General features: G+C 65.2%; 20 protein-coding genes. 1 reads left to right on the top strand and 19 read right to left on the bottom strand.

Features of this window, described 5'->3' with window-relative positions:
* Window positions 1-57: 57 nt before the first annotated feature.
* From metW to MB84_RS01070, 19 genes are all read right to left on the bottom strand, one after another.
* On the bottom strand, window positions 58-732 hold the full coding sequence (gene metW / locus MB84_RS01160) for a methionine biosynthesis protein MetW (protein WP_245725458.1): 675 nt from the start codon (window positions 730-732) through the stop codon (window positions 58-60).
* Window positions 729-1,925, bottom strand: coding sequence for a homoserine O-succinyltransferase MetX (gene metX / locus MB84_RS01155; RefSeq protein ID WP_046290426.1), 1,197 nt, complete (start codon window positions 1,923-1,925; stop codon window positions 729-731). Before metX ends, metW begins: the two co-directional genes overlap by 4 nt.
* A gap of 320 nt (window positions 1,926-2,245) precedes the next feature.
* Window positions 2,246-2,908 carry a nucleoid occlusion factor SlmA gene (gene slmA, locus MB84_RS01150; protein ID WP_052652843.1) on the bottom strand — a complete coding sequence of 221 codons (663 nt, stop codon included), beginning with the start codon at window positions 2,906-2,908 and terminating at the stop codon, window positions 2,246-2,248.
* Between the two features lie 85 nt (window positions 2,909-2,993).
* Complete coding sequence (locus MB84_RS01145) at window positions 2,994-3,773, bottom strand: HAD-IA family hydrolase (RefSeq protein ID WP_084009549.1); 780 nt, start codon at window positions 3,771-3,773, stop codon at window positions 2,994-2,996.
* A gap of 145 nt (window positions 3,774-3,918) precedes the next feature.
* Window positions 3,919-5,304: an MFS transporter gene (locus tag MB84_RS01140; RefSeq protein ID WP_052652841.1), complete on the bottom strand. Its 1,386-nt coding sequence runs from the start codon at window positions 5,302-5,304 to the stop codon at window positions 3,919-3,921.
* A gap of 308 nt (window positions 5,305-5,612) precedes the next feature.
* Window positions 5,613-6,692, bottom strand: coding sequence for a porin (locus MB84_RS01135; RefSeq protein ID WP_425415881.1), 1,080 nt, complete (start codon window positions 6,690-6,692; stop codon window positions 5,613-5,615).
* 225 nt (window positions 6,693-6,917) lie between these two features.
* Window positions 6,918-7,412, bottom strand: coding sequence for a nuclear transport factor 2 family protein (locus tag MB84_RS01130; protein WP_046290425.1), 495 nt, complete (start codon window positions 7,410-7,412; stop codon window positions 6,918-6,920).
* On the bottom strand, window positions 7,409-8,149 hold the full coding sequence (locus MB84_RS01125) for an alpha/beta fold hydrolase (RefSeq protein WP_046290424.1): 741 nt from the start codon (window positions 8,147-8,149) through the stop codon (window positions 7,409-7,411). The genes MB84_RS01130 and MB84_RS01125 overlap by 4 nt, the downstream gene beginning before the upstream one ends.
* The gene (locus MB84_RS01120; RefSeq protein WP_046293281.1) at window positions 8,146-9,228 is read right to left on the bottom strand and encodes a 4-oxalomesaconate tautomerase; all 1,083 of its coding nucleotides are present in this window, start codon (window positions 9,226-9,228) and stop codon (window positions 8,146-8,148) included. The genes MB84_RS01125 and MB84_RS01120 overlap by 4 nt, the downstream gene beginning before the upstream one ends.
* A 55-nt stretch (window positions 9,229-9,283) precedes the next feature.
* Window positions 9,284-9,988: a 4-carboxy-4-hydroxy-2-oxoadipate aldolase/oxaloacetate decarboxylase gene (locus MB84_RS01115; RefSeq protein WP_211279331.1), complete on the bottom strand. Its 705-nt coding sequence runs from the start codon at window positions 9,986-9,988 to the stop codon at window positions 9,284-9,286.
* Window positions 9,985-10,740 (bottom strand): PIG-L deacetylase family protein, encoded by a 756-nt coding sequence (locus MB84_RS01110; RefSeq protein WP_046290423.1) that lies wholly within the window; start codon window positions 10,738-10,740, stop codon window positions 9,985-9,987. The genes MB84_RS01115 and MB84_RS01110 overlap by 4 nt, the downstream gene beginning before the upstream one ends.
* Window positions 10,741-10,783: 43 nt before the next feature.
* Window positions 10,784-11,521: an ABC transporter ATP-binding protein gene (locus tag MB84_RS01105; protein ID WP_046290422.1), complete on the bottom strand. Its 738-nt coding sequence runs from the start codon at window positions 11,519-11,521 to the stop codon at window positions 10,784-10,786.
* Window positions 11,514-12,266, bottom strand: a complete 753-nt coding sequence (locus MB84_RS01100) for an ABC transporter ATP-binding protein (protein ID WP_046290421.1) — start codon at window positions 12,264-12,266, stop codon at window positions 11,514-11,516. The genes MB84_RS01105 and MB84_RS01100 overlap by 8 nt, the downstream gene beginning before the upstream one ends.
* Window positions 12,263-13,360 (bottom strand): branched-chain amino acid ABC transporter permease, encoded by a 1,098-nt coding sequence (locus MB84_RS01095; protein WP_046290420.1) that lies wholly within the window; start codon window positions 13,358-13,360, stop codon window positions 12,263-12,265. Before MB84_RS01095 ends, MB84_RS01100 begins: the two co-directional genes overlap by 4 nt.
* A 13-nt stretch (window positions 13,361-13,373) precedes the next feature.
* The gene (locus MB84_RS01090; RefSeq protein ID WP_046290419.1) at window positions 13,374-14,246 is read right to left on the bottom strand and encodes a branched-chain amino acid ABC transporter permease; all 873 of its coding nucleotides are present in this window, start codon (window positions 14,244-14,246) and stop codon (window positions 13,374-13,376) included.
* Between the two features lie 54 nt (window positions 14,247-14,300).
* Window positions 14,301-15,500 carry an ABC transporter substrate-binding protein gene (locus tag MB84_RS01085; protein ID WP_046290418.1) on the bottom strand — a complete coding sequence of 400 codons (1,200 nt, stop codon included), beginning with the start codon at window positions 15,498-15,500 and terminating at the stop codon, window positions 14,301-14,303.
* A 392-nt stretch (window positions 15,501-15,892) separates the two neighbouring features.
* Complete coding sequence (locus tag MB84_RS01080; protein WP_052652839.1) at window positions 15,893-17,233, bottom strand: LysR family transcriptional regulator; 1,341 nt, start codon at window positions 17,231-17,233, stop codon at window positions 15,893-15,895.
* 1 nt (window position 17,234) lies between these two features.
* Window positions 17,235-17,594, bottom strand: a complete 360-nt coding sequence (locus MB84_RS01075) for a protocatechuate 3,4-dioxygenase (RefSeq protein ID WP_046290417.1) — start codon at window positions 17,592-17,594, stop codon at window positions 17,235-17,237.
* On the bottom strand, window positions 17,591-18,445 hold the full coding sequence (locus MB84_RS01070; RefSeq protein WP_046290416.1) for a gallate dioxygenase: 855 nt from the start codon (window positions 18,443-18,445) through the stop codon (window positions 17,591-17,593). The genes MB84_RS01075 and MB84_RS01070 overlap by 4 nt, the downstream gene beginning before the upstream one ends.
* A gap of 214 nt (window positions 18,446-18,659) precedes the next feature.
* Between MB84_RS01070 and MB84_RS01065 the strand changes: the two genes are divergently transcribed.
* Entirely contained in the window at window positions 18,660-19,328 is a 669-nt protein-coding gene (locus MB84_RS01065; protein WP_046290415.1) for a GntR family transcriptional regulator, read from the top strand.

Genomic DNA, 19,328 nt, shown 5'->3' with positions numbered 1-19,328 from the left:
CGACGTCTGCTGCCGTGTGGGGTCCGGCGCTACGCTGCCCCGCAAGCTGCCGTCGGTTCAGGAACGCTTGACGCGATAGACCGCAAGACTACCACGCCAGTTCGCGCCCACCGAGACCAATCGCCCATTGTGCAGGACCGCGCGATCCAGAATCTTCACACCGACGTCCGGCGCCAGCGCTTCGAAGTCCCTGATCGTCAGCACACGCACGTTCGGCGTGTTGTGCCACTGGAACGGCAGGCTCTTCGACACCGGCATGCGTCCCTGCAACACCGACAGCCGGTGCGGCCAGTAACCGAAGTTCGGGAACGACACGATGGCTTCGCGCCCGACACGCACCGTCTCACGCAGAATGTCCGCCGTGCGGTGAATGGTCTGCAACGTCTGCGACAGAATGACGGTATCGAAGCTCTGATCTTCGAACAGCTTCAGTCCGTCTTCCATATTCTGCTGAATGACATTGATGCCGCGCTGCGCAGACGCAAGTACGCCCGCGTCGTCGATCTCGACACCATAGCCGCTCACGTCGAGTTCGTCGGTCAGCAGACGCAGCAACGACCCATCGCTACAACCGAGATCGAGCACTTGCGAGGACGGTTCGATCCATCGCGCAATGACACGAAAGTCGGGACGATCCGCGAGCGAGGCTGAAATGCGATGACGCGACGCCGCCAGTTGCGCGGCTTGCGCACTGTTGGTCACGTGATTGGCCGGTGCGGTGGACTGGCTCATACGCCGACCTCCTGAGCGATACGTTCGTAGTAGGCGCGCACCAGATTGTGATAGCGCGCATCGGTAAGCAGGAAGGCGTCGTGACCGTGCGGGGCGTCGATCTCGGCATAGCTCACGGTGCGACGCGTGTCGAGCAACGCCTTGACGATCTCGCGCGAGCGCGCCGGGGCGAAACGCCAGTCGGTCGCGAAGGACACGATCAGATACTTGGCGGACGTGTGCGACAACGCCTTCGCCAGATCGCCACCGACCGTGCGCGCCGGGTCGAAGTAATCGAGCGCGCGCGTGATCAGCAAGTAGGTGTTGGCGTCGAAGTACTCGGCGAACTTGTCGCCCTGATACCGCAGGTACGACTCCACTTCGAACTCCACGTCGAAGCTGAAGCGGTAGCCGTCGTCCTTACCGTTGCCATTGCTGCTGCCGCTGCCGTCTTTCACCTCGTCGACCAGCGCTTCGGCGCGGCGCAGCGCGCGGCCGAACTTGGTCGCCATGTCCTCGTCGGACAGATAGGTGATGTGCCCGATCATGCGCGCCACGCGCAAGCCGCGACGCGGCACCACACCGTGCGCGTAATAGTCGCCGCCGTGGAAATCGGGATCGGAGAGGATGGCCGAGCGTGCGACCTCGTTGAAAGCGATGTTCTGTGCCGAGAGCTTGGGCGTGGAGGCAATCACCAGACAGTGCCCCACGCGATCGGGGTACATGATGCTCCACGCCAGCGCCTGCATGCCGCCCAGACTGCCGCCCATCACGGCGGCGAACTTGCGGATGCCGAAGGCGTCGGCCACGCGGGCCTGTGCATTGACCCAGTCTTCGACCGTCACGACAGGGAAGCGTGCGCCGTACGGCGTGCCGGTGGCTTCGTCGAGGCTCATCGGCCCTGTCGAGCCGAAGCACGAGCCGAGATTGTTCACACCGATGACGAAGAAACGATTGGTATCGAGCGGCTTGCCCGGACCGACCATGTTGTCCCACCAGCCGATGTCCTTGGGGTTGTCGGCGGCAATGCCTGCCACGTGATGCGACGCGTTGAGCGCGTGACACACCAGCACGGCATTGCTGCGATCGGCATTGAGCTCGCCATAGGTCTCGACCATCAGGTCGTAGCCCGCGAGAGTACTGCCGTTTTGCAGTGCCAACGGCTCAGCGAAATGCATCCGCTGCGGCGTGACGATTCCGATTGAAGATTCCATAAATCCCTGTCCGAAACATGCCTGGCTCAGCGTCTTCGTCAATATGGATCGACGGACGATGGCCTGAAGCGTTCTGTGCGGGAAAAGGGGTCGACGGAAAAACGGCGGGGTGCGCGAACGACCTCTTTAGCCGCATTTTTATTGAACGTCTCACGACGGAGATCCTCCGTCAGAGTCATTCGCGCGCCCGCAAGCGAGTCACCAAATCGGCGCGCCAGTCATCGCGACAAAGCCGGACGATGTGTCGTCAGCCCTGTCACGCGTTGCAAAAGTATAACGTAATCTGCGCACTCGGCGCAGACGAGCCACTGCCGCCGGTATCAGCGCAGCAATGCGGCCACTTGCGGCTCGGCGCCTTCGGCCGGCGAGCGCTTGAAGCCGCTCTTGGCGAAACGATGCCAGCGGCCGAGCACGTACGAGACGAGCAGGTTGGCGCGCGAGTTCGCGTCGAACGTCTCGGGCAGCGTGCCTTGCGCCGCCGCCAGACGCAGCACCTGACGCAGCGACGCTTCGATGCGGTCGAGCAACTGGTTCATGCGCTCTTGCAGACGTTCGTGTTCGCCAACCAGTGCTTCACCGGTCAGCACACGCGTCATGCCGGGGTTCTTCTCGGCGAAACCGAGCAGCATCAGCACGATGGCGCGCGCTTGCGTCACGCCGTCCTGATCCTGTGCGGAAATCTGGTTGATCAGGCCGAAGATGGTCTGCTCGATGAATTCGATCAGGCCTTCGAACATCTGGGCCTTGCTCGCGAAGTGGCGATAGAGCGCCGCTTCGGAGACATCGAGGCGCGCCGCGAGGGCGGCCGTGGTGATCTTCTCGCCCTTGGGCGTCTCAAGCATGGCCGCGAGGGTCTGCAACACCTGCACGCGGCGCTCGCCCGGTTTGGGACGGGTGGTCTTCACCGGCGCGGGCGTGGGCATGGCCTCCAGCGCGTCGGCGGTGCCGAAACCGGCGCCGTTCGAAGAGTTTTCCTGCTGCATCGTCTGGTCGTTATCAGTTGGGATTATGTAATCGTCGCGCGGTCAGGGGCTCGCGGGGGAACCTGACTGAGCCCTCACCGGCCCGTCACTTGCCCCTCACATGCCTGGCACCTGCCCCGGTCGCCAGGTACGCCCTTAACTCGCGCAGAGATTGTACTTTGATATCTACGAAGTGTGGGCGGCCACTTCGCGCCATGACCTTGCCAAGACTGTTTCTCACCGGCAGATGCCCCGTGATCCAGACCGTCTTGATGCCGAAATGCCGCAGGTGCTTCAGGTGCGAGCGCGTATCCTCGACAAGCCATGTGTTCGCGGGCGCGAGCCCCTCGCGCACGAGCAGACGGCGCAGCATCGTCGGGTCGGGTTTGGCGCGCCACCCGCGCCGGTCCGCCATGTCTTCGATGCTCACGAACCGCTCGAAATGACGGCCGATTCCCAACGCCTCGACGATCGGCATGGCGTAATGCGTCGGCGCGTTGGTCAGCAATATCTTGCGACCCGGCAGCCCCGCCACCAGACGCGCGATGCCGCGCTCGGCGCTCAGCACCTCGGCCAGCGGCGGCAGGTCGTGGACCTGCGCGAGAAATTCGTGCGGGTCGATGGCGTGATGCCGGATCAGCCCGAGCAGCACGGCGCCATAGCGCTCGGTGTACGTCGAGCGCAAGAGGTTTGCTTCGTCGTGCGGCACGCCCAGCTTCTCGACGATATAGGCGGTCATCGCGCGGTTGATGCGCGGAAAGATCGCGTGAGACGCGCGATGCAGCGTGTTGTCCAGATCGAACAGCCAGACCGGACCGCGCGTGCCGTGCTCGCTACGAGCGCGTTGCGCCCGGCGTCGCCGGCTCAGAACGTGAGAAGAAGACACGAAGATAGCGGATACTTGCGAGGAGATACGTGAACATGACCGTCGTCGCAAACGCGACGGGGTCTCAGCAAGGCAAGATGCTAGCGTGCGACGCCCACTTTGACAAATCGGCTCAGCCTGCCTTATCTCGCCATGCGCCGCACGGTCAGCCCGCGCGCGCCTTCGCCCGCACCCGCAGCAGGCTGACGCCACCGCCCAGTGCCGCGAGTATCGTCGCGCTCACCATCGCCGCGTGCGCACCGCGCTCGCCATAGAGGTCGAACAGCAGCGCCACCACGGCCGCCCCGAGCGTCATCCCGACAGTCCGGGCAATCGTCATCAAACCGCTCGCCGCGCCGCTGCGCTCGCGCGGCGCGCCCATCATGATGATGCGGTTGTTGGGCGTCTGGAAGAAGCCGAAGCCCACCCCGCAGATCACCATGCGCCAGGCGATGCCCCAGTCGCTGGCGTGCGCAGGCAGCCACGCCAGCGACGCCAGCCCCACCGCGAACACCCCCAGTCCCAGCGCACTCAGGCGCGCGCTGTCGAAGCGATCCGACAGCCGACCCGCGAGCGGCGCGATGAACACGATCACCAGCGGCCACGGCGTAATCAACAAGCCGGTCGCCGCCTCACTGCGCGCGAACGTGTGCTGCAACAGAAACGGCATGCCGACGTACGCCAGCGTCTGGGCCATATAACAGGCGACGGATGTCAGCGACGACAACGCCAGCACCGGCACCCGCATGAGATCGAGCGGCAGCAGGGGTGTCCGACGACTGCGCTGATGCCGCACAAGCACCGTCGCCACGCCCAGCCCCAACACGATCTGCAACGCGGCGACACCGTGGTGCCCCGCCTCACCCACATGACCGAGTCCGATGATGATGAGCGCGAGCGTCGCGGCGTTGAGCAACGCGCCGGGCACGTCGATGCGACGCTCGGCCCCCGGCGTGCGGGGCAGGAACCGGTACGACGCGCCCAGCGCGACCAGCCCGATGGGCAGATTGATGGCGAACAGCCAGCGCCAGTCGCCCAGGGTGAGAATGACCGCTGCCACGCTCGGCCCGGCCGCCGTCGACAGTGCGACGGTCAGCGCCAGTAGCGAGATCGCGCGGCCGCCCATGTGCGGCGGAAACACCATACGCAGCAAGGCGGGGACGATGGTCGACATACACGCACCGCAGAGCCCCTGCGCCACACGCGCCGCGACGAGCCACGAAAGCGAGGGCGCGAGCGCACAGCCAAGCGACGCCAGCGTGAAGCCAGCCACGCCGAACAGGAACACACGCCGATAGCCGAGCTTTTCGCCCAGCGCTGCCAGCGGCAGCACGGCCATCGCAAAAATGAGTTGGTAAGCGTTGACGACCCACACCGTCGAGGCGGGATCGGCGACAAGATCGCGCGCGATGGTCGGCAATGCCACATTGGCGATCGACGCATCGAGATTGCCGAGAAAGGTGCCCAGCAGAATGGATGGCACGGCAATACGGCGCGCGCGCACGCCAAGGCCTTCGGCCAGCGTCGCGGAGGGTGCCATCGGTTGGGTCATACGGCGCAATTCATCAGGAAAAAATCTCGGCCCGGGATTGGCTTCTCGCTCGCCAATGCCTGCCTGGCATCATAGCCCGGGCCGGGCAGGAAAATCATGCGCAATGGTGCCGCTCGAGGAATGTTCGGCTGCACACGGTCACGCCGCACGACGTCTGCCGGATCACTCGCTGGATATGCGCGGCACGCCACCACGACGCCGCCGCGCAACAGGGAGTGACGCGGCACCGCGTCACGTGCGATTCGCCCCCCCGGACGCCCCACACGTGCTCGCTACGCGGTGCCGCGCTTACGAAAGCCACTCAGGCGTTAGAACGTGTGCTGAATGCCCAGCATCGTACCGAACTGGTTGCCACCGGTGACCACCGACCCGCCTGCAGCAATCGCCACGGCACCGTTCTGGCTGTTCGCCACCCAGCCCGCCATGCCATACAGCGACGTACGCTTGGAGAGCGAGTACGTGGCGCGGCCGATGAGCATCGTAGCGTTAGCCTTACTCTTCAACTGGTAACGGATGGCCTGTGCGTCGAACGCCCAGGTGATCGTCGGCAGGTAGGTGAAGCCGATGAAGTAGATGTCCGAGCGCAGCGATGCGGCGTCGGCGCTCACGTTGCGGTGAATCCAGCCACCACCCACGCGCCCCGTCGACCACTTGTAGTACGCGTTGATGACCGAGTGCGAATCGGTGTAGTTCGAGCTGGTCAGCGGTGCGGCGGCGCCGGTGTTGCCGCGCATCTGGTCGTAAGACGCCGAAATGCCGAAGTTCTCGTAGTCGTAACCGAGCAGGCCCGTGAATTGCTTACAAGCTTGATAGTTGCCCGCGACGTTACCCGCGCAGTTCGTGGCCGATGGTCCGCCCGCGGACGATGCATCGCGCCCGAAGCTGTACGTCGCGCCGACGGTCACGCCGGAGAACTTGCCCATGTACCCGATGGCGCTGTCGCTGCGTGCGTTGGCGATGTACGGGTCGATACTGGCAAGCGAGAAGATCGACGGTCCCATCACGTCCGCATTGCCCGTCACGTAGAACGTCATGTTGTTCTGACGGCCGATGAGCACGGTGCCCCACGAACTCGACAGACCCACATTGGCCTGACGACCGAACAGACGTCCGCCGTAGTTCAGACCGCCGGTGCCCGGCTGAAAGCCGTTTTCCAACGTGAAGACGGCCTTGAGACCGCCGCCCAGGTCTTCGACACCCTTGAAACCGAAGCGCGACGGCACCTTGCCCGTGAGGGTCGGTTCGCCGACGAAGCTGCCGCCATTGGCAGCATTGTTGTAATAGGCGATGCCGGTATCGATGATCCCGTACAGCGTCACGTTGCTTTGCGCGTGCGCCAGGCCTGCACCCAGCAGCAGGCCAGCGGCCAATGCGTGTTTCACTTTCACTTCTGTCCCCTTGTTTTTGAATACACAGCTACTCCAAACCTCAATCTCCGGCGCATCGACGGCGTCGACGCTCCGGCCTTTGTCGGGACGGCACTGCGGCCGCCTCCGGTACTGCCTCGCTTGCGCTTTCGGGTCACCGCTGCCGCCTCCTGTGCAGCACTCCGGCCTCGGTCCCCGTTGTTTTATGGCGCGGCGTGAGGTGCTGTTTTTGCCTCACGCCATGCTTCACGTCGTGCTTTGTGCCTCGCGTACGAAAGTGAAACGCGCTTCGCGCCGGGCGATGCGCCATCCCTGCGCCGTGCGCACGAACGTGTCCTCGAATTCACCCATCACCTGACGCCCCTGTGCCGGACGTCCGAACGGTCCCGGCACGTCCTGCGCCGACCCGCTCCAGAGCAGCACGGTGCTGCTGCCCATCGCGCCCGTTGCAGACGTCACCTCGATCAGCACATTGCCGACGAGACGCCGCGTCAACCGATCTGCCGGACGCTCGGCGTACGCCGCCGCAATCGCCGCCGGACCGACGAGCGTCTCGCCGTTCGGGCGCACCAGCACGCCCTTCTCCGCGAACAATGCCGCCAGTCCCTGCGGATCGCGACGGTCGTTGCACATGACAAAGCGCATCACGAGGTCGTGACACGCTTGCTTGGCGAGCAACGCGTCGAGCGTTTGCTGGTCGACGGCGTCGGGTGTTGGCGTGGTTTGCGTGTTCTGCGTCATGACGTGACCCCTTCGGTCGACGGCAACGACAACCACGCGCGCATGGCGGCGGCTACGGCTTCAGGACGTTCCATCGGACTCATATGGCCGCTGTGCTCCGCCACGTTCAGCACCGCGCCCGGGATCAGCCCGGCCATGATTTCGTGACGCGCGAGCGGGCTCCACGTGTCTTGTCGTCCACACAACACAAGCGTCGGGCAATGCACGTCGCTCAGTTGCGCGGTGGCCTCCGGACGGCCCAGCAGCGCATGGATCTGCGCTGCGAACTGATCGGGGTTGCTGCGCTCGATCATGTCGAGAATGGCGTCGAACAGCGGCGCGCCGATCTGGTCGGGATGCACCATGCCCGTTGCCCAGACCTGCCCCATCGCGCGCATGCCCGCTTCACGCGCATGGGCGAGCAACGCAGCGCGACCGCTGCGCTCCTTCTCGGCGGCTTCACCGTCGGGCAACGCCTGATAGCCGGTGTCGAGCAATGCGAGATGGCTCACGCGCTGCGGCGCACGGCGCACGACTTCGAGCGCGACGCGCCCGCCCATCGAATGTCCGGCTAGCGCGAAGCGCGGCTCCGGCGTGGTGGCCAGCACGTGCTCGGCCATCGCGCCGATGGTGTCGAGCGCGCCCCATGCGGGCACGCGGCAATCGAATTCCGGCAGCAACGCGGCAGTAGCGGCCCACGCCGCCTGATCGCAGAGCAGGCCGGGGAGCAACAACAACGGAGGACGTGCCTGGCTCATGACGCCTCCCCTTGTGCCCACACGCGCGTGGGGATGCACACGTCGCCGTCGAACAGCCAACGCGCCGTCCGTAGCAGGCCTGCCCCCGTCACGTCGGTCTGCCCTTCGGCATCGAGACCGAGTGTCAGGCGCACAGTGAATTCACCCGTCGGATGCTCGATGGACACGAGCGGCGCATCGCCATCGGGCACCACGGCCATCTCGTGACAGACAGTGCCCGGCAACGCCGCCGCCGTCGCCACGCTCACGGCCGCCAGCACACCGATGGACGAGTGGCAGCGATGTGGAATGAAGCAACGCGTCGCAAGCGCTCCACCCGCCCGGGGAGTCGCGACGAGACACATCTTCGGCACCGTGCGCGAACGCACGTCGCCGAGATTCATGCGCGGGCCAACAGCAAGACGAATCGCTTCGATGCGCTCGCGCATCGGCTGGAACTGCGCATCCGCTTCCAGTTGTTGCCAGGACTCGGCCCCTGTGCACCCCAGATCCGCAGCGCGCATCAGCACGAGCGGCATGCCGTTATCGATACAAGTGACGGCGACGCCTTCGACGACGTCCTGACGCTGGCCCGTCGGAAACAGCGCACCGCACGACGACCCGGCGGTGTCGCGAAACATCAGCGGAACGGGGGCTGCCGTGCCGGGCACGCCGTCGATGGCCACGTCGCCGTCGTACTTCGCCAGTCCGCCCGGGGTCTGCACGGTGGCGACCGCTACCTGTCCCGTGTTGACCATGTGAATGCCCACGTCGGTCATATCGCCCGTTGCCGTCACGAGTCCGCGCTCGATCGCAAACGGTCCGACGCCCGCAAGGAGATTGCCGCAGTTCTGCCCGTAGTCGACCCGCGCTTCGTCGACCACCACTTGCGCAAAGAGATAGTCGACGTTGGCGTCCGCACGCGTAGCGCGCGAAACGATGGCGACCTTGCTCGTGAGCGGGTTCGCGCCCCCCATGCCGTCGATCTGACGTGCATCGGGCGACCCCATCGCGGCGAGCAACACGGCGTCGCGCGTGGCAGCGTCCGTGGGCAGGTCGTCCGCGAGGAAGTACAGCCCCTTCGAGGTGCCTCCCCGCATGACGGCGGCGCGAATGCGCGTCTGAGAATGCTTTAGCTCGCCCAAGTCGCGCCCCTCACCCGCCTTGCAACTCGTCGAGCGAGTCGACGTAGCGCAGGCCCTTCGCGGCCAGACGTTCGCGCATCTTGTAGTAATCGAGGCCGAGCGTGCCACCCGCGAGTACACCGCGCTTGTAAGCTTCGTCTGCACCGCGCGCGGCGGCCGCTTTCGCGACGGCCTGCGCGGTGGCAAACGGCACCACGACGACACCGTCGTCATCGGCGACGATCACGTCGCCCGGATTGACGATCTGGTTCGCGCACACGACCGGCACGTTCACCGAGCCGAGTGTTTCCTTAACGGTGCCTTGCGACGAGATGGCCTTCGACCACACGGGGAACTGCATCTCCGTGAGCGTGCCGATGTCGCGACAACCGGCGTCGATGATCAGCCCGGCCACGCCGCGCGCTTTCATCGACGTGGCGAGCAGATCGCCGAAGTAACCGTCGTCGCACGGCGACGTCACGCCGACCACGACGATGTCGCCCGGCTGCGCCTGCTCGACGGCCACATGCAGCATCCAGTTGTCGGATGGCGGTGCAAGCACGGTGACGGCGCTACCGGCCACCGCAGCCCCGGCGTAGATCGGACGCAGATAGGTGGCCATCAGACCGAGACGGCTTTGTGCCTCATGCACCGTGGCGCTACCTGCGCTACGCAGAATGTCGAGCGTCGCGGCATCGACACGAGGAATCTGACGAACGACGACGCCGCGAATCATGACAGTTGCTCCGTCACGACCGGCGTGAGACGCATCAGTCCTTCCGCGTACTTGATGTCGCGCGACGCGGTGATGCCGATATTGCGTTTGGCCTGCACACCGCGCTGCAGCGCCACGCGTGTGTAGTAATCCCAGAGGTGTTCCTGACCGGCCATGCATTCGATGGCGGCGCGCTTCTTGTCCCACACCGGCGTGATGTCGACGAAGGTGTTCGGAATCCACTCGCACTGCTCGGTCTGGTGCGGCTCGAACGCGAGCACGGCGGGCGCGCCGATGATCTTCTCGCCCGGCTTGTGGCCTTCGGCCTGCGCGATCACGCGCGCTTCCTGCGTGACGTGCATCGCCAGCGGGTGATCGAAGTTGTACGGATCCTTCTCCGAATGGCTCAGCACGAACGCGGGCTGCACGTCGCGATAGATGTCGACGAGCTGGAACAGCGTTTCGTCGGACACGCGCATCGGGTAGTCGCCGATATCGAGGAACTCGATCTCTGCACCGAGAATGTCGGCCGCGCTTTGCGCCTCTTCACGGCGCGCGGTCTTAACCTTCGCTTCCGTCATCTCGGCGCCCTTACGCCAGAGCTTCGCCGACTCGCCGCGCTCGCCGAACGACAGGCAGACGATCTTCATGCGATAGCCTTGCGCGACGTGCGTGGCAATCGTGCCCGCTGCGCGCCAGACGAAGTCCGCCGAGTGGGCGCTGACCACGAGGCCCGCCAATCCCGAGTTGCTGCTGTGCTGTGTTGTGCTCATGTGTTTGACTCTGATTCGTGTTGCGCGGCCCGGCGACACTCGCTCAGGCGCTTTCCAGCCCGACCAGCGTGCCGAGCAATTCCGGCGACGCGGCCAGATCGCTGCTGCGTCCCGCCCAGACCTGACGGCCCCGGTCGAGCACCAGCGCGCGGTCGGTGAGTTCCAGCCCCAGTTCTGCGTGCTGCTCCACGAGCACCACGCCCATGCCGCCGTCGGCCCGCAGCTTCCAGAACGCATCGACCAGTTGGTCGACGATGACGGGCGCGAGCCCTTCGAACGGCTCGTCGAACAGAATCACGCGGGGGTTGCCGATCAGTGCTCGGCCGATGGCAAGCATCTGCTGCTCGCCGCCCGAGAGTTGATTGCCCAGATTGCGATGGCGCTCCTTCAGACGCGGGAACAGGTCGTAGACGCGCTCCAGCGTCCATGTGCCCGTGTCGTGAGCGGCACCGGCCCCATCGCCCATCGCCGAGACCTGCAGGTTCTCTTCGACGCTGAGCGACTTGAAGATCTCGCGCTCCTGCGGCACCAGCGCCAGTCCGGCGCGGGCGCGCTTGTAGGCGGGCCACGAGGTGATGTCGTCGTCGCGATAGCGCAGCACGCCGCCGTGACGCGTGGTGAGGCCGAGCAGGCTCAACAGCAACGTGCTCTTGCCCACGCCGTTGCGGCCGAGAATCGCGACGGCTTCGCCAGCCGCCACACGCAGGCTCAGGTCTTCGAGCACGATGGTTTCGCCATACCCGGCACTGAGCCCACCGGCTTCGAGCAGAATGTCAGTCATGGTGGCGACGCCCCAGATAGATATCGCGCACGCGCGGATCGCTGCGCACTTCGTCCTTCTCGCCTTCCATCAGCACCGCACCTTCGACCAGCACCGTAATGCGGCGCGCGAAGCGGAAGACCAGATCCATGTCGTGTTCGATGACCATCACCGCGACGTCTTCGGGCAAACGCTCCAGCAGTTCGAACAGCTTGCGTCCCTGTCCCGACGGCACGCCCGCGACCGGCTCGTCGAGCAGCAGCACCTTCGGGTCGAGCGCCAGACCCAGCGCGATTTCCACCTGACGACGCTGGCCGTAAGCGAGTTCGTTGATGCGCTTGCCAGCCAGATCGATCATCCCGAGTTCGCGCAGACGCTCCGCCGCTTCCTCGACCACCGCCGGGCGATTCGCCAGCGGGCGGCCGATGCGACCGTCGAGTCCGCGTCGCGACGTGAGCGCGAGGCCCACGTTCTCGGCGACGGTGAGCGTGTCGAACAGTGTGTTGAGCTGGAACGTGCGCGCCAGACCGAGCTTCACGCGCTTGTGCGACGGCATCGACGTGACGTCGGTACCGCCCACGCGCACCACGCCTGCATTCGGCTTGAGCACGCCGGTGAGCAGGTTCATCAACGTGCTCTTGCCCGCGCCGTTCGGTCCGATCAGTGCGTGACGTGCGCCGACCGGCAGCGATAGCGTGACGTTACGGGTGACGTCGAGTTGGCCGAAGCGCTTCGACAGTCCCTGAATTTCGAGTGCAGCGCTCACGGCGTCACCTCCTTGTCCGTGGACGTTGCCTGGGTGTTCTCCGTCGCCGCAGGCGCAGCAGCGGGTGCCGATGCCGACGCCGACGCCGATGCCGAACGACGCAGACGCGCTGCGACCCGGTCCACCAGACCGATGAGGCCGTCCGGTGCGAAGCGCACCACCACGATCAGCAACACGCCGAGGGCGGCGAGCCAGTTCGTCGGGTCGATGGCGGCAATCCGGTCGGACAGCACCATGAAGACGACCGCGCCGAGCACCGCGCCGTAGAGGCGTCCGGTGCCGCCGAGCGCGAGCATCACGAGCACGTTCGCCGAGAGCGTGAACGACAGCGTGTCGAGCGCGACGATGTTGTTGACCTGTGCGGACAACGCACCTGCGACGCCCGCTACGGCGGCGGCAATCGTGTACAGCATCAGGCGACGCAGGCCGACGCGCACGCCCAGCAGCGACATGCGCATGGCGTTCTCGCGAATGCCCTGCACCGTCAGGCCGAACGGCGAGTTCACGAGGAGTTGCGTGAACAGATAGACAACGAGCAGCACCGCGAACGCATACAGATACGCCGTGTGGCCGTAGATGTCGAACTCGAACATGCCGAGTACCGGCGCGATGCTGTAGCCGGTCAGACCGTCGTCGCCCATCGTGATGGACTTGGCGATGTTGCCCGCCTCAAACAGTAGCGTGGCGCAGACCAGCGTGAGCATGATCTGCGTCAGCCCGCTCACACGCAGCACCACGATGCCGGTGATCAGCCCGACGACCGCCGCCACCACGGCACCGGCCGCCAGACCCAGCAACGGATTCGGCGAGACATGCAGCGCGAACAGACCGGCCGCATAGGCGCCGCTGCCGAAGAATGCCGCGTGTCCCAGCGTCTCGATGCCGCAGTAGCCCTGCACGAGATCGAGCGAGAGCGCGAAGATGATCATGATCAGCACGCTCGTGGCGAGCGCCAGATACAGATCGGCGAAGAAGTATGTCGCGACGGCGGCGAGCAGCAGCAGCGCGTCGAGCATGCCAAGGCGCTTGCGACGCAGCGCCGGTGCCACCTGTGCCGCGCCGTTCAGCGCTTGCGAGGGTTTCGTATGAGACATCGTCACCCTCCGCTTACGCACGACCGACCAGCCCTTGCGGGCGGATCAGCAGAATGGCCAGTACGGCCAGATAGATCATGAAAGCGCCGAGCGCAGGCACGTAGTAGCGGCCGAGCGTGTCGATCAGACCGAGCAGCAGACCGGCGTAGAGCGAACCACGCAAGCTGCCCAGACCGCCTGCGGCGACCACGATCAGCACCAGCACCAGATACTTCAGGCCGTAGTACGGCTCCAGCGGCAGGATCTGGCTCGACAGTGCGCCGCCCAACCCCGACAGGCCGCAACCGATAGCGAACGTGATCGAGAACACGAGCGGCACGTCGATGCCGACGCAACGCGCCATGCGCGGGTTGTCGACGGCGGCGCGCAGCTTCGCACCGAACGACGTGCGCTCCAGCCCCAGCCAGATGCCGAAGGCCACGACCGCGCTGCACACCAGCGCGAAGATGCGATACACGGACACCGAGAAGGCCCCGAAGTCCCACGTGCCGCGCAGGCCCTGCGGCACCGGAATCGTCTGCAACTCCGTGCCTGCAAAATGCTTGGCAATCGCGCAGATGATGAAAGCGAGGCCGATCGTCATGAGCAACTGCCCCAGACCGTTGGCCGTGTAGACCCAGCGATACAGCGTGCGCTCGAGGATCGCGCCGAGCACCATCGTGCCGAGCACGCCGACGAGCAGAGCGACGAAGAAATCGAGGCCGGCGCGCTGCATGGCCCACAAGGTGAAATAACCGCCGACCATGGCAAAGGCGGAGTGCGCGAGGTTGACCACGCGCATCACGCCGAGCGTGACCGTGAGGCCCACGGAGATGAGAAACAGCAGCATCCCGTAGGCCACACCGTCAATCGACAACGACAGGAAAGTGGCAAGCGATTGCGTCATGAGGAGTTACCGAAACCTAACGAACAGAGCGGACTTTGGGGGGCGTCGCCTGCGTTACTTCGCGGCCACTTCCGGGTGGCTGATGTGCCACGGCTCGACCACCGACTTGTACGTATCGATCGGCTTGTTGCCGAGCTTGCCGTCGATGGACTCCACGCGACGGATGTACACGTTCTGCACGATTTCACGCGTCTTCGGATCGATGGACACCGGGCCGCGCGCGCTCATCCACGAATACCCCTTCACGGCGGCAATCGCCTTGTCGGCGTCCTTCTTGCCCTTGGTCGCCTTGATCATCTGGGCGATCAGCGTCATCGAGTCGTAGGCCGAGACCGAAGCAATCGACGGCAGTGCGCCCGGGCCGTACTTCGCCTTGTAGGCCTTCACGAACGCGGTGTTCTCCGGCGTCGTGAGGAACGGCGAGTAGTGCAGTGCGGTGATCGTGCCCAGCGCGCTGTCGCCAATCGCGGGCAGGTCCGATTCCATCGTCTCGGTCGTGGCGAAGAGCTGGATGCCTGCCTTGTCGAGTTCGCGCTCCTTGAACGCCTTCACGAAGCCTGCCGACATCGGGCCGACCGGCATGAACATGAAGACGGCGTCCGGCTTGGCGTCACGCACACGTTGCAGGTAGCTGGAGAAATCCGTCGTGCCCAGCGGCACCTTCACCTCGACGGCCACCTTGCCACCAGCCTTCTTAAACGTCTCGCTGTAGGCGTCGATGGCGTCATAGCCGGTCGCAAAGTCGGCCACCACGATGGCCGCGTTCTTCACACCTTTCTTCGCGGCGTATTCGACGAGCGGCACGCTCACCGCCCACTGCGTGAAGCCGGTGCGCGCGAAGTACGGCGACTTGAGCGTGACGCTCGACGTGCCCGAGTTACCGATGACGAGCGGCGTCTTGGTCTGGTTCACGACGTCGGCCATCGCCAGCACGTTCGGCGTGAACGAGCCGCCGAACAGATACTGCACCTGATCGCGCACCACGAGTTCCTGTGCGAGCTGACGCGTGCGTTGCGGGTTCACGCCGCCCTCGTCGCGCTCGAGCAGCACGATTGTGTCGTCGCCGACTTTGCTCTTGTTCTGCTCCATCCACAGGTTGAGGCCGCGACGGTATTCGGTGCCCCACCACGACGCGGAGCCCGAGAACAGACCCAGCACGCCGACCTTGATTTCCTCGGCACGCGCGACTGAAACAGCGGTGAATTGGCAAACGCTCGCAAGTGCCACAGCGAGCCAGAGATGGCGCTTCATCATGGTGTCGTCTCCTCGTCGGCGTCGTAGCACCGATCCGTTTTCATAAAGCTGCGCCGGGGGTTGGCGCGCCTTTTCTAGGTACCGGGACAGCTTAGGCAGACGAAATGAGCGCGTCGAACGACCTTCTCGCGTCGAGCGTTGCGTTTTTCGTATATCCCCGAGATTTCCCCTACGTTGCGAGACGTTTTTTGCGAGGGGAATTTCGCGCTGCGGGACGAGAGACGTTCCGCGGGTGGAACGCCCGCCGCACAAGGCACGACGCGCAGTCGTCAGGAGGCGTCGCGCCGTCGAAAAATCGTGCGCGAGCGAGTGAGGCGAGACATGCAAGTCATGGCGAATCCGGCGATTTTCGCCGCGCTCGCCGGGGCATCGGCGAGCGACCTGCAACGGATTTACGTCGGATGCTGCATCGTCGGCGCAAGCGCACGCAATTCGTCGAGCAACTGCTCTGCGGCCGGTGAAAGCAAACCGTCGCGGCGCGTGGCCACACCGATGGAACGACGCGCGTGTTGCAACGGCACCGGCACCACGGCCAGTTCCCCCGTGCGCAGCTCCGACGTGATCTGCACCGGCGAGAGCAACGCGAGACGCTCGCTCGACGAGAGCAACCCGCGCACCACCGGCGAACTGCTCGCGTGCACCTGCGTGTGCGGCAGCGCGAGGCCTTCGGCATGGAACACACGCTCGAACACGCCGCGCGCCGGTGTGCAGGGCAGCGGGCTGACCCAGCCGTACTCGGCGAGTTCTGCGAGCGTGGGCGTCTTGCCGGACGTCAGGCACGGATGGTCCGCGCGCGCGACGACCGACAGGTGATCTTCGAAAAGCGCTTCCTGACGGATATCCGGCGGCACGTCGTTCGCACGCAGCGCGCCGACGATCATGTCCACGTCCGCCTGGCGCAACTGACGCACCAGCGCTTCGTAGGTGCCGTCGACGACCGTGACCGTGAGATACGGCGACTTGTGCAGCAGGCTGTCGATAGCCTTCGGCAGCAGAAAGCCGCTCGATAGCGGCAAGGCCGCCACGATCACCGTGCCTTGCTGACGTCCGCCGAACGGCGCGAGTTCGTCCTCGGCAATCGCCAGTTCGGCGAGCGCGCGTTTGACGGGACCGAGCAGTGCAATGGCCTCGTCGGTCAGACGCGTGCCGCGCGGCGTGCGTCGGAACAGCTTGATGCCGATGAGGTCTTCAAGCTGATCGAGATTGCGCTGGATGGTCGGCTGCGAGCATTGCAGACGCGTCGCCGCGAGCGGCCCGCTCCCCAGTTCCGCAACGGCGATGAAACTCGTGAGTTGCTGCGGCGCGACCACGGCCGCGAACCGGCTTGCGGCACGCGCGCCGCCGTCCGCTTGCGACGCGGTGGCCGCGAACGCTTCACGATAGCCGTTCGCCAGCTCCGCGAGCGCACGCGTCGCGCGCACGCCGAGCCGTTGCCCGGCGGCGTTCGGAATCAACCCGCGTGCGCTGCGATGAAACAGCGGAAAACCCAATTCCGCCTCGATGTCCGAGATGGAACGGGCAACGGCCGACTGCGAGAGATGCAGCATGCGGGCCGCACGTGCAACGGAATCGCACTCCAGCACCGCGACCATCGCGCGCAGTCCGCGCAGCTTGCGAACCAGCAGCGTGGCCTCGTTGCTCTGCGGCGCACGGCTCCACGTGCCGCGTTCGTGACACGCGAGCCGGGGCGCGGGCCGCCCGGTGGTCAGACTGATGGCGGTATCGATCGCCATGTCAGCGCATGGTCGGCACGCGACGCGTGGCCATAAACGCGTCGAGCGATTCGCCGCGCATAAGCGCATAGACTTCGAGGTTCGTCTTGCGCACCACGCGCGCAAACTTCTCCAGCACGAAGAAGTTCACGCCATGACGCACGAGGCCGAGCCAGTCCTGCGCCTGCACCATCGCCTGCTCGTCGGCCGTGAGCCCCGCAGCGGTCATGGCGGCGACGGGATCGTTCAGGTACGTCTCGCGATGCTCGGCGCGAATCATGTGCCAGAAGAAGCGATTGAGCTTGAGCGTGCGGTTGCTCACACGCAGATCGAATGCGTACGTGCCGGTGATCGCTTCAATGCCTTCGAGTTGCGGATTCATGCGGCGGCATCCTCTGCGTCGTTTTCATACAGCGCGACGGTCATGGCGGTCGTCGTCGCGAGGTAGTAGTTCAGGTGCAGACGCTTGATGCGCGGGCCCATCGCGCCACGCATCGACAGCCACATGATTTGCTCGACGCTCTCCGCGCCGCCACGCTCGACGTAGTCCACGTGCCTGAGTTCGGTCAGCTTCTCCGGCTCACGCTCCAGCAGATCGAGGAATTCGCGATCCCACGATTCGTCGTTGTAGCCCGCGCGCTCGCCGTGGATCTGATGCGAGAGACCGCCCGTCCCCACGACGACCACACGCAGGTCTTCCGGATACGACTCGATGGCGCGACGCACCGCCTGTCCAAGGCGATAGCAGCGACGGCCCGTCGGCAGCGGGTATTGCAGCACGTTGATGGCGATGGGCACGACCGTGCCCGGCCAGTCCGGCTTGTGCGGCCAGAGCAACGGCAGCGGCGACGCGCAGCCGTGATCGATCGGTTTGTCCTGAAACACCGTGATGTCGAACTCGTCGTTCACGAGCGACTCGGCGATATGCGCCTGCAACGCCACGTCGCCCCGGATCGGCGGCAACGGACGTAGACCCGCGCCCTCGTCGGCAATCGGGAACGACTCGCCCACGCCGAGCGCGAACGTCGGGTACATGTCGAAGAAGAACGTCGTGGCGTGATCGTTGTAGAAGAACACGAGCACGTCCGCCTGCTTCTCGGCGAGCCACTTCGCCACCGGCTCGTAGCCCTGGAACAGCGGCGCCCATGCGGGATCCTGCTGCTTGCCCTTGTCGTACGCCACACCGATGGTCGGCACGTGCGACGTCCCGATCCCTCCAATGATCTTTGCCACGCTGAAAGTCTCCGTTGCTTGTCTTGTCATGCCCGGGCCGCAGAATGAAACGGCCCGAATTTATGCAGGGCCGAGTCTATCCGGGATCCCGTATTCGCATAAACAAGGGTATTTACTGATGCGTTTACGAATTACGGGATCCCATAATGAAAAAAAGCCGGTGCTGGCCAGCCCAGTCTGTCCGGCACGCGTGTAAGCGAACGAAAGGAGACGCATGCTGCATCCCACACCGACCACGGTCCAACTGCGCGAAATGATCCTCAAGGGCGAACTCGCGCCGGGCGAGCGTCTGGCCGAAGCCAAGCTGGCCGAGCAACTGGGGGTCTCGCGCATGCCGGTGCGTCAGGCGTTGCCGGTGCTCGCGGAAGAAGGGCTGGTGGTGCGCGCCGGCCAACGCGGCTACGCGGTGCGGGCGCACACCCGTGACGAGAGCGTCGAAGCGTTGCACCTGCGCGGCGCGCTCGAAGGCTATGCCGCGCGCCTGCTCGCCGTGAAAGGCGCGAGTGCGCAATTGCTGACGCAACTGCGCGAGTTGCTGGCCGAGGGCGATGCGCTGCTGGCCGACCATCGGATGACGCCCGAAGTGCAGATCGGCTACGCGTCGCTCAATGCGCGCTTTCACGATCTGCTCGTCACCGGCGCACGCAATCCGCTGCTCGAAGGGTTTATCGCGCGCTGCAATCTGGTGCCGTTCGTGGCCCCGCGCACGGTGGCGTTCGGTCACGAGGACCGACGCCAGTACGCCGACATCATCGCGTACGCGCATCGTCAGCATCACGCGATCGTCGAGGCGATTGCCGCGCGCCAGCCCGACCGCGCCGAATTCATGTGCCGCGAACACATCGTCACACAGGAACACAGCATGGGCGCGCAGTTGCTTTAA

The sequence above is a fragment of the Pandoraea oxalativorans genome (genome assembly GCF_000972785.3).
GTDB lineage: Bacteria > Pseudomonadota > Gammaproteobacteria > Burkholderiales > Burkholderiaceae > Pandoraea > Pandoraea oxalativorans.
The sequence above is the reverse complement of the archived record's forward strand: the minus strand, read 5'-3'. Positions and strand labels throughout refer to the sequence as shown.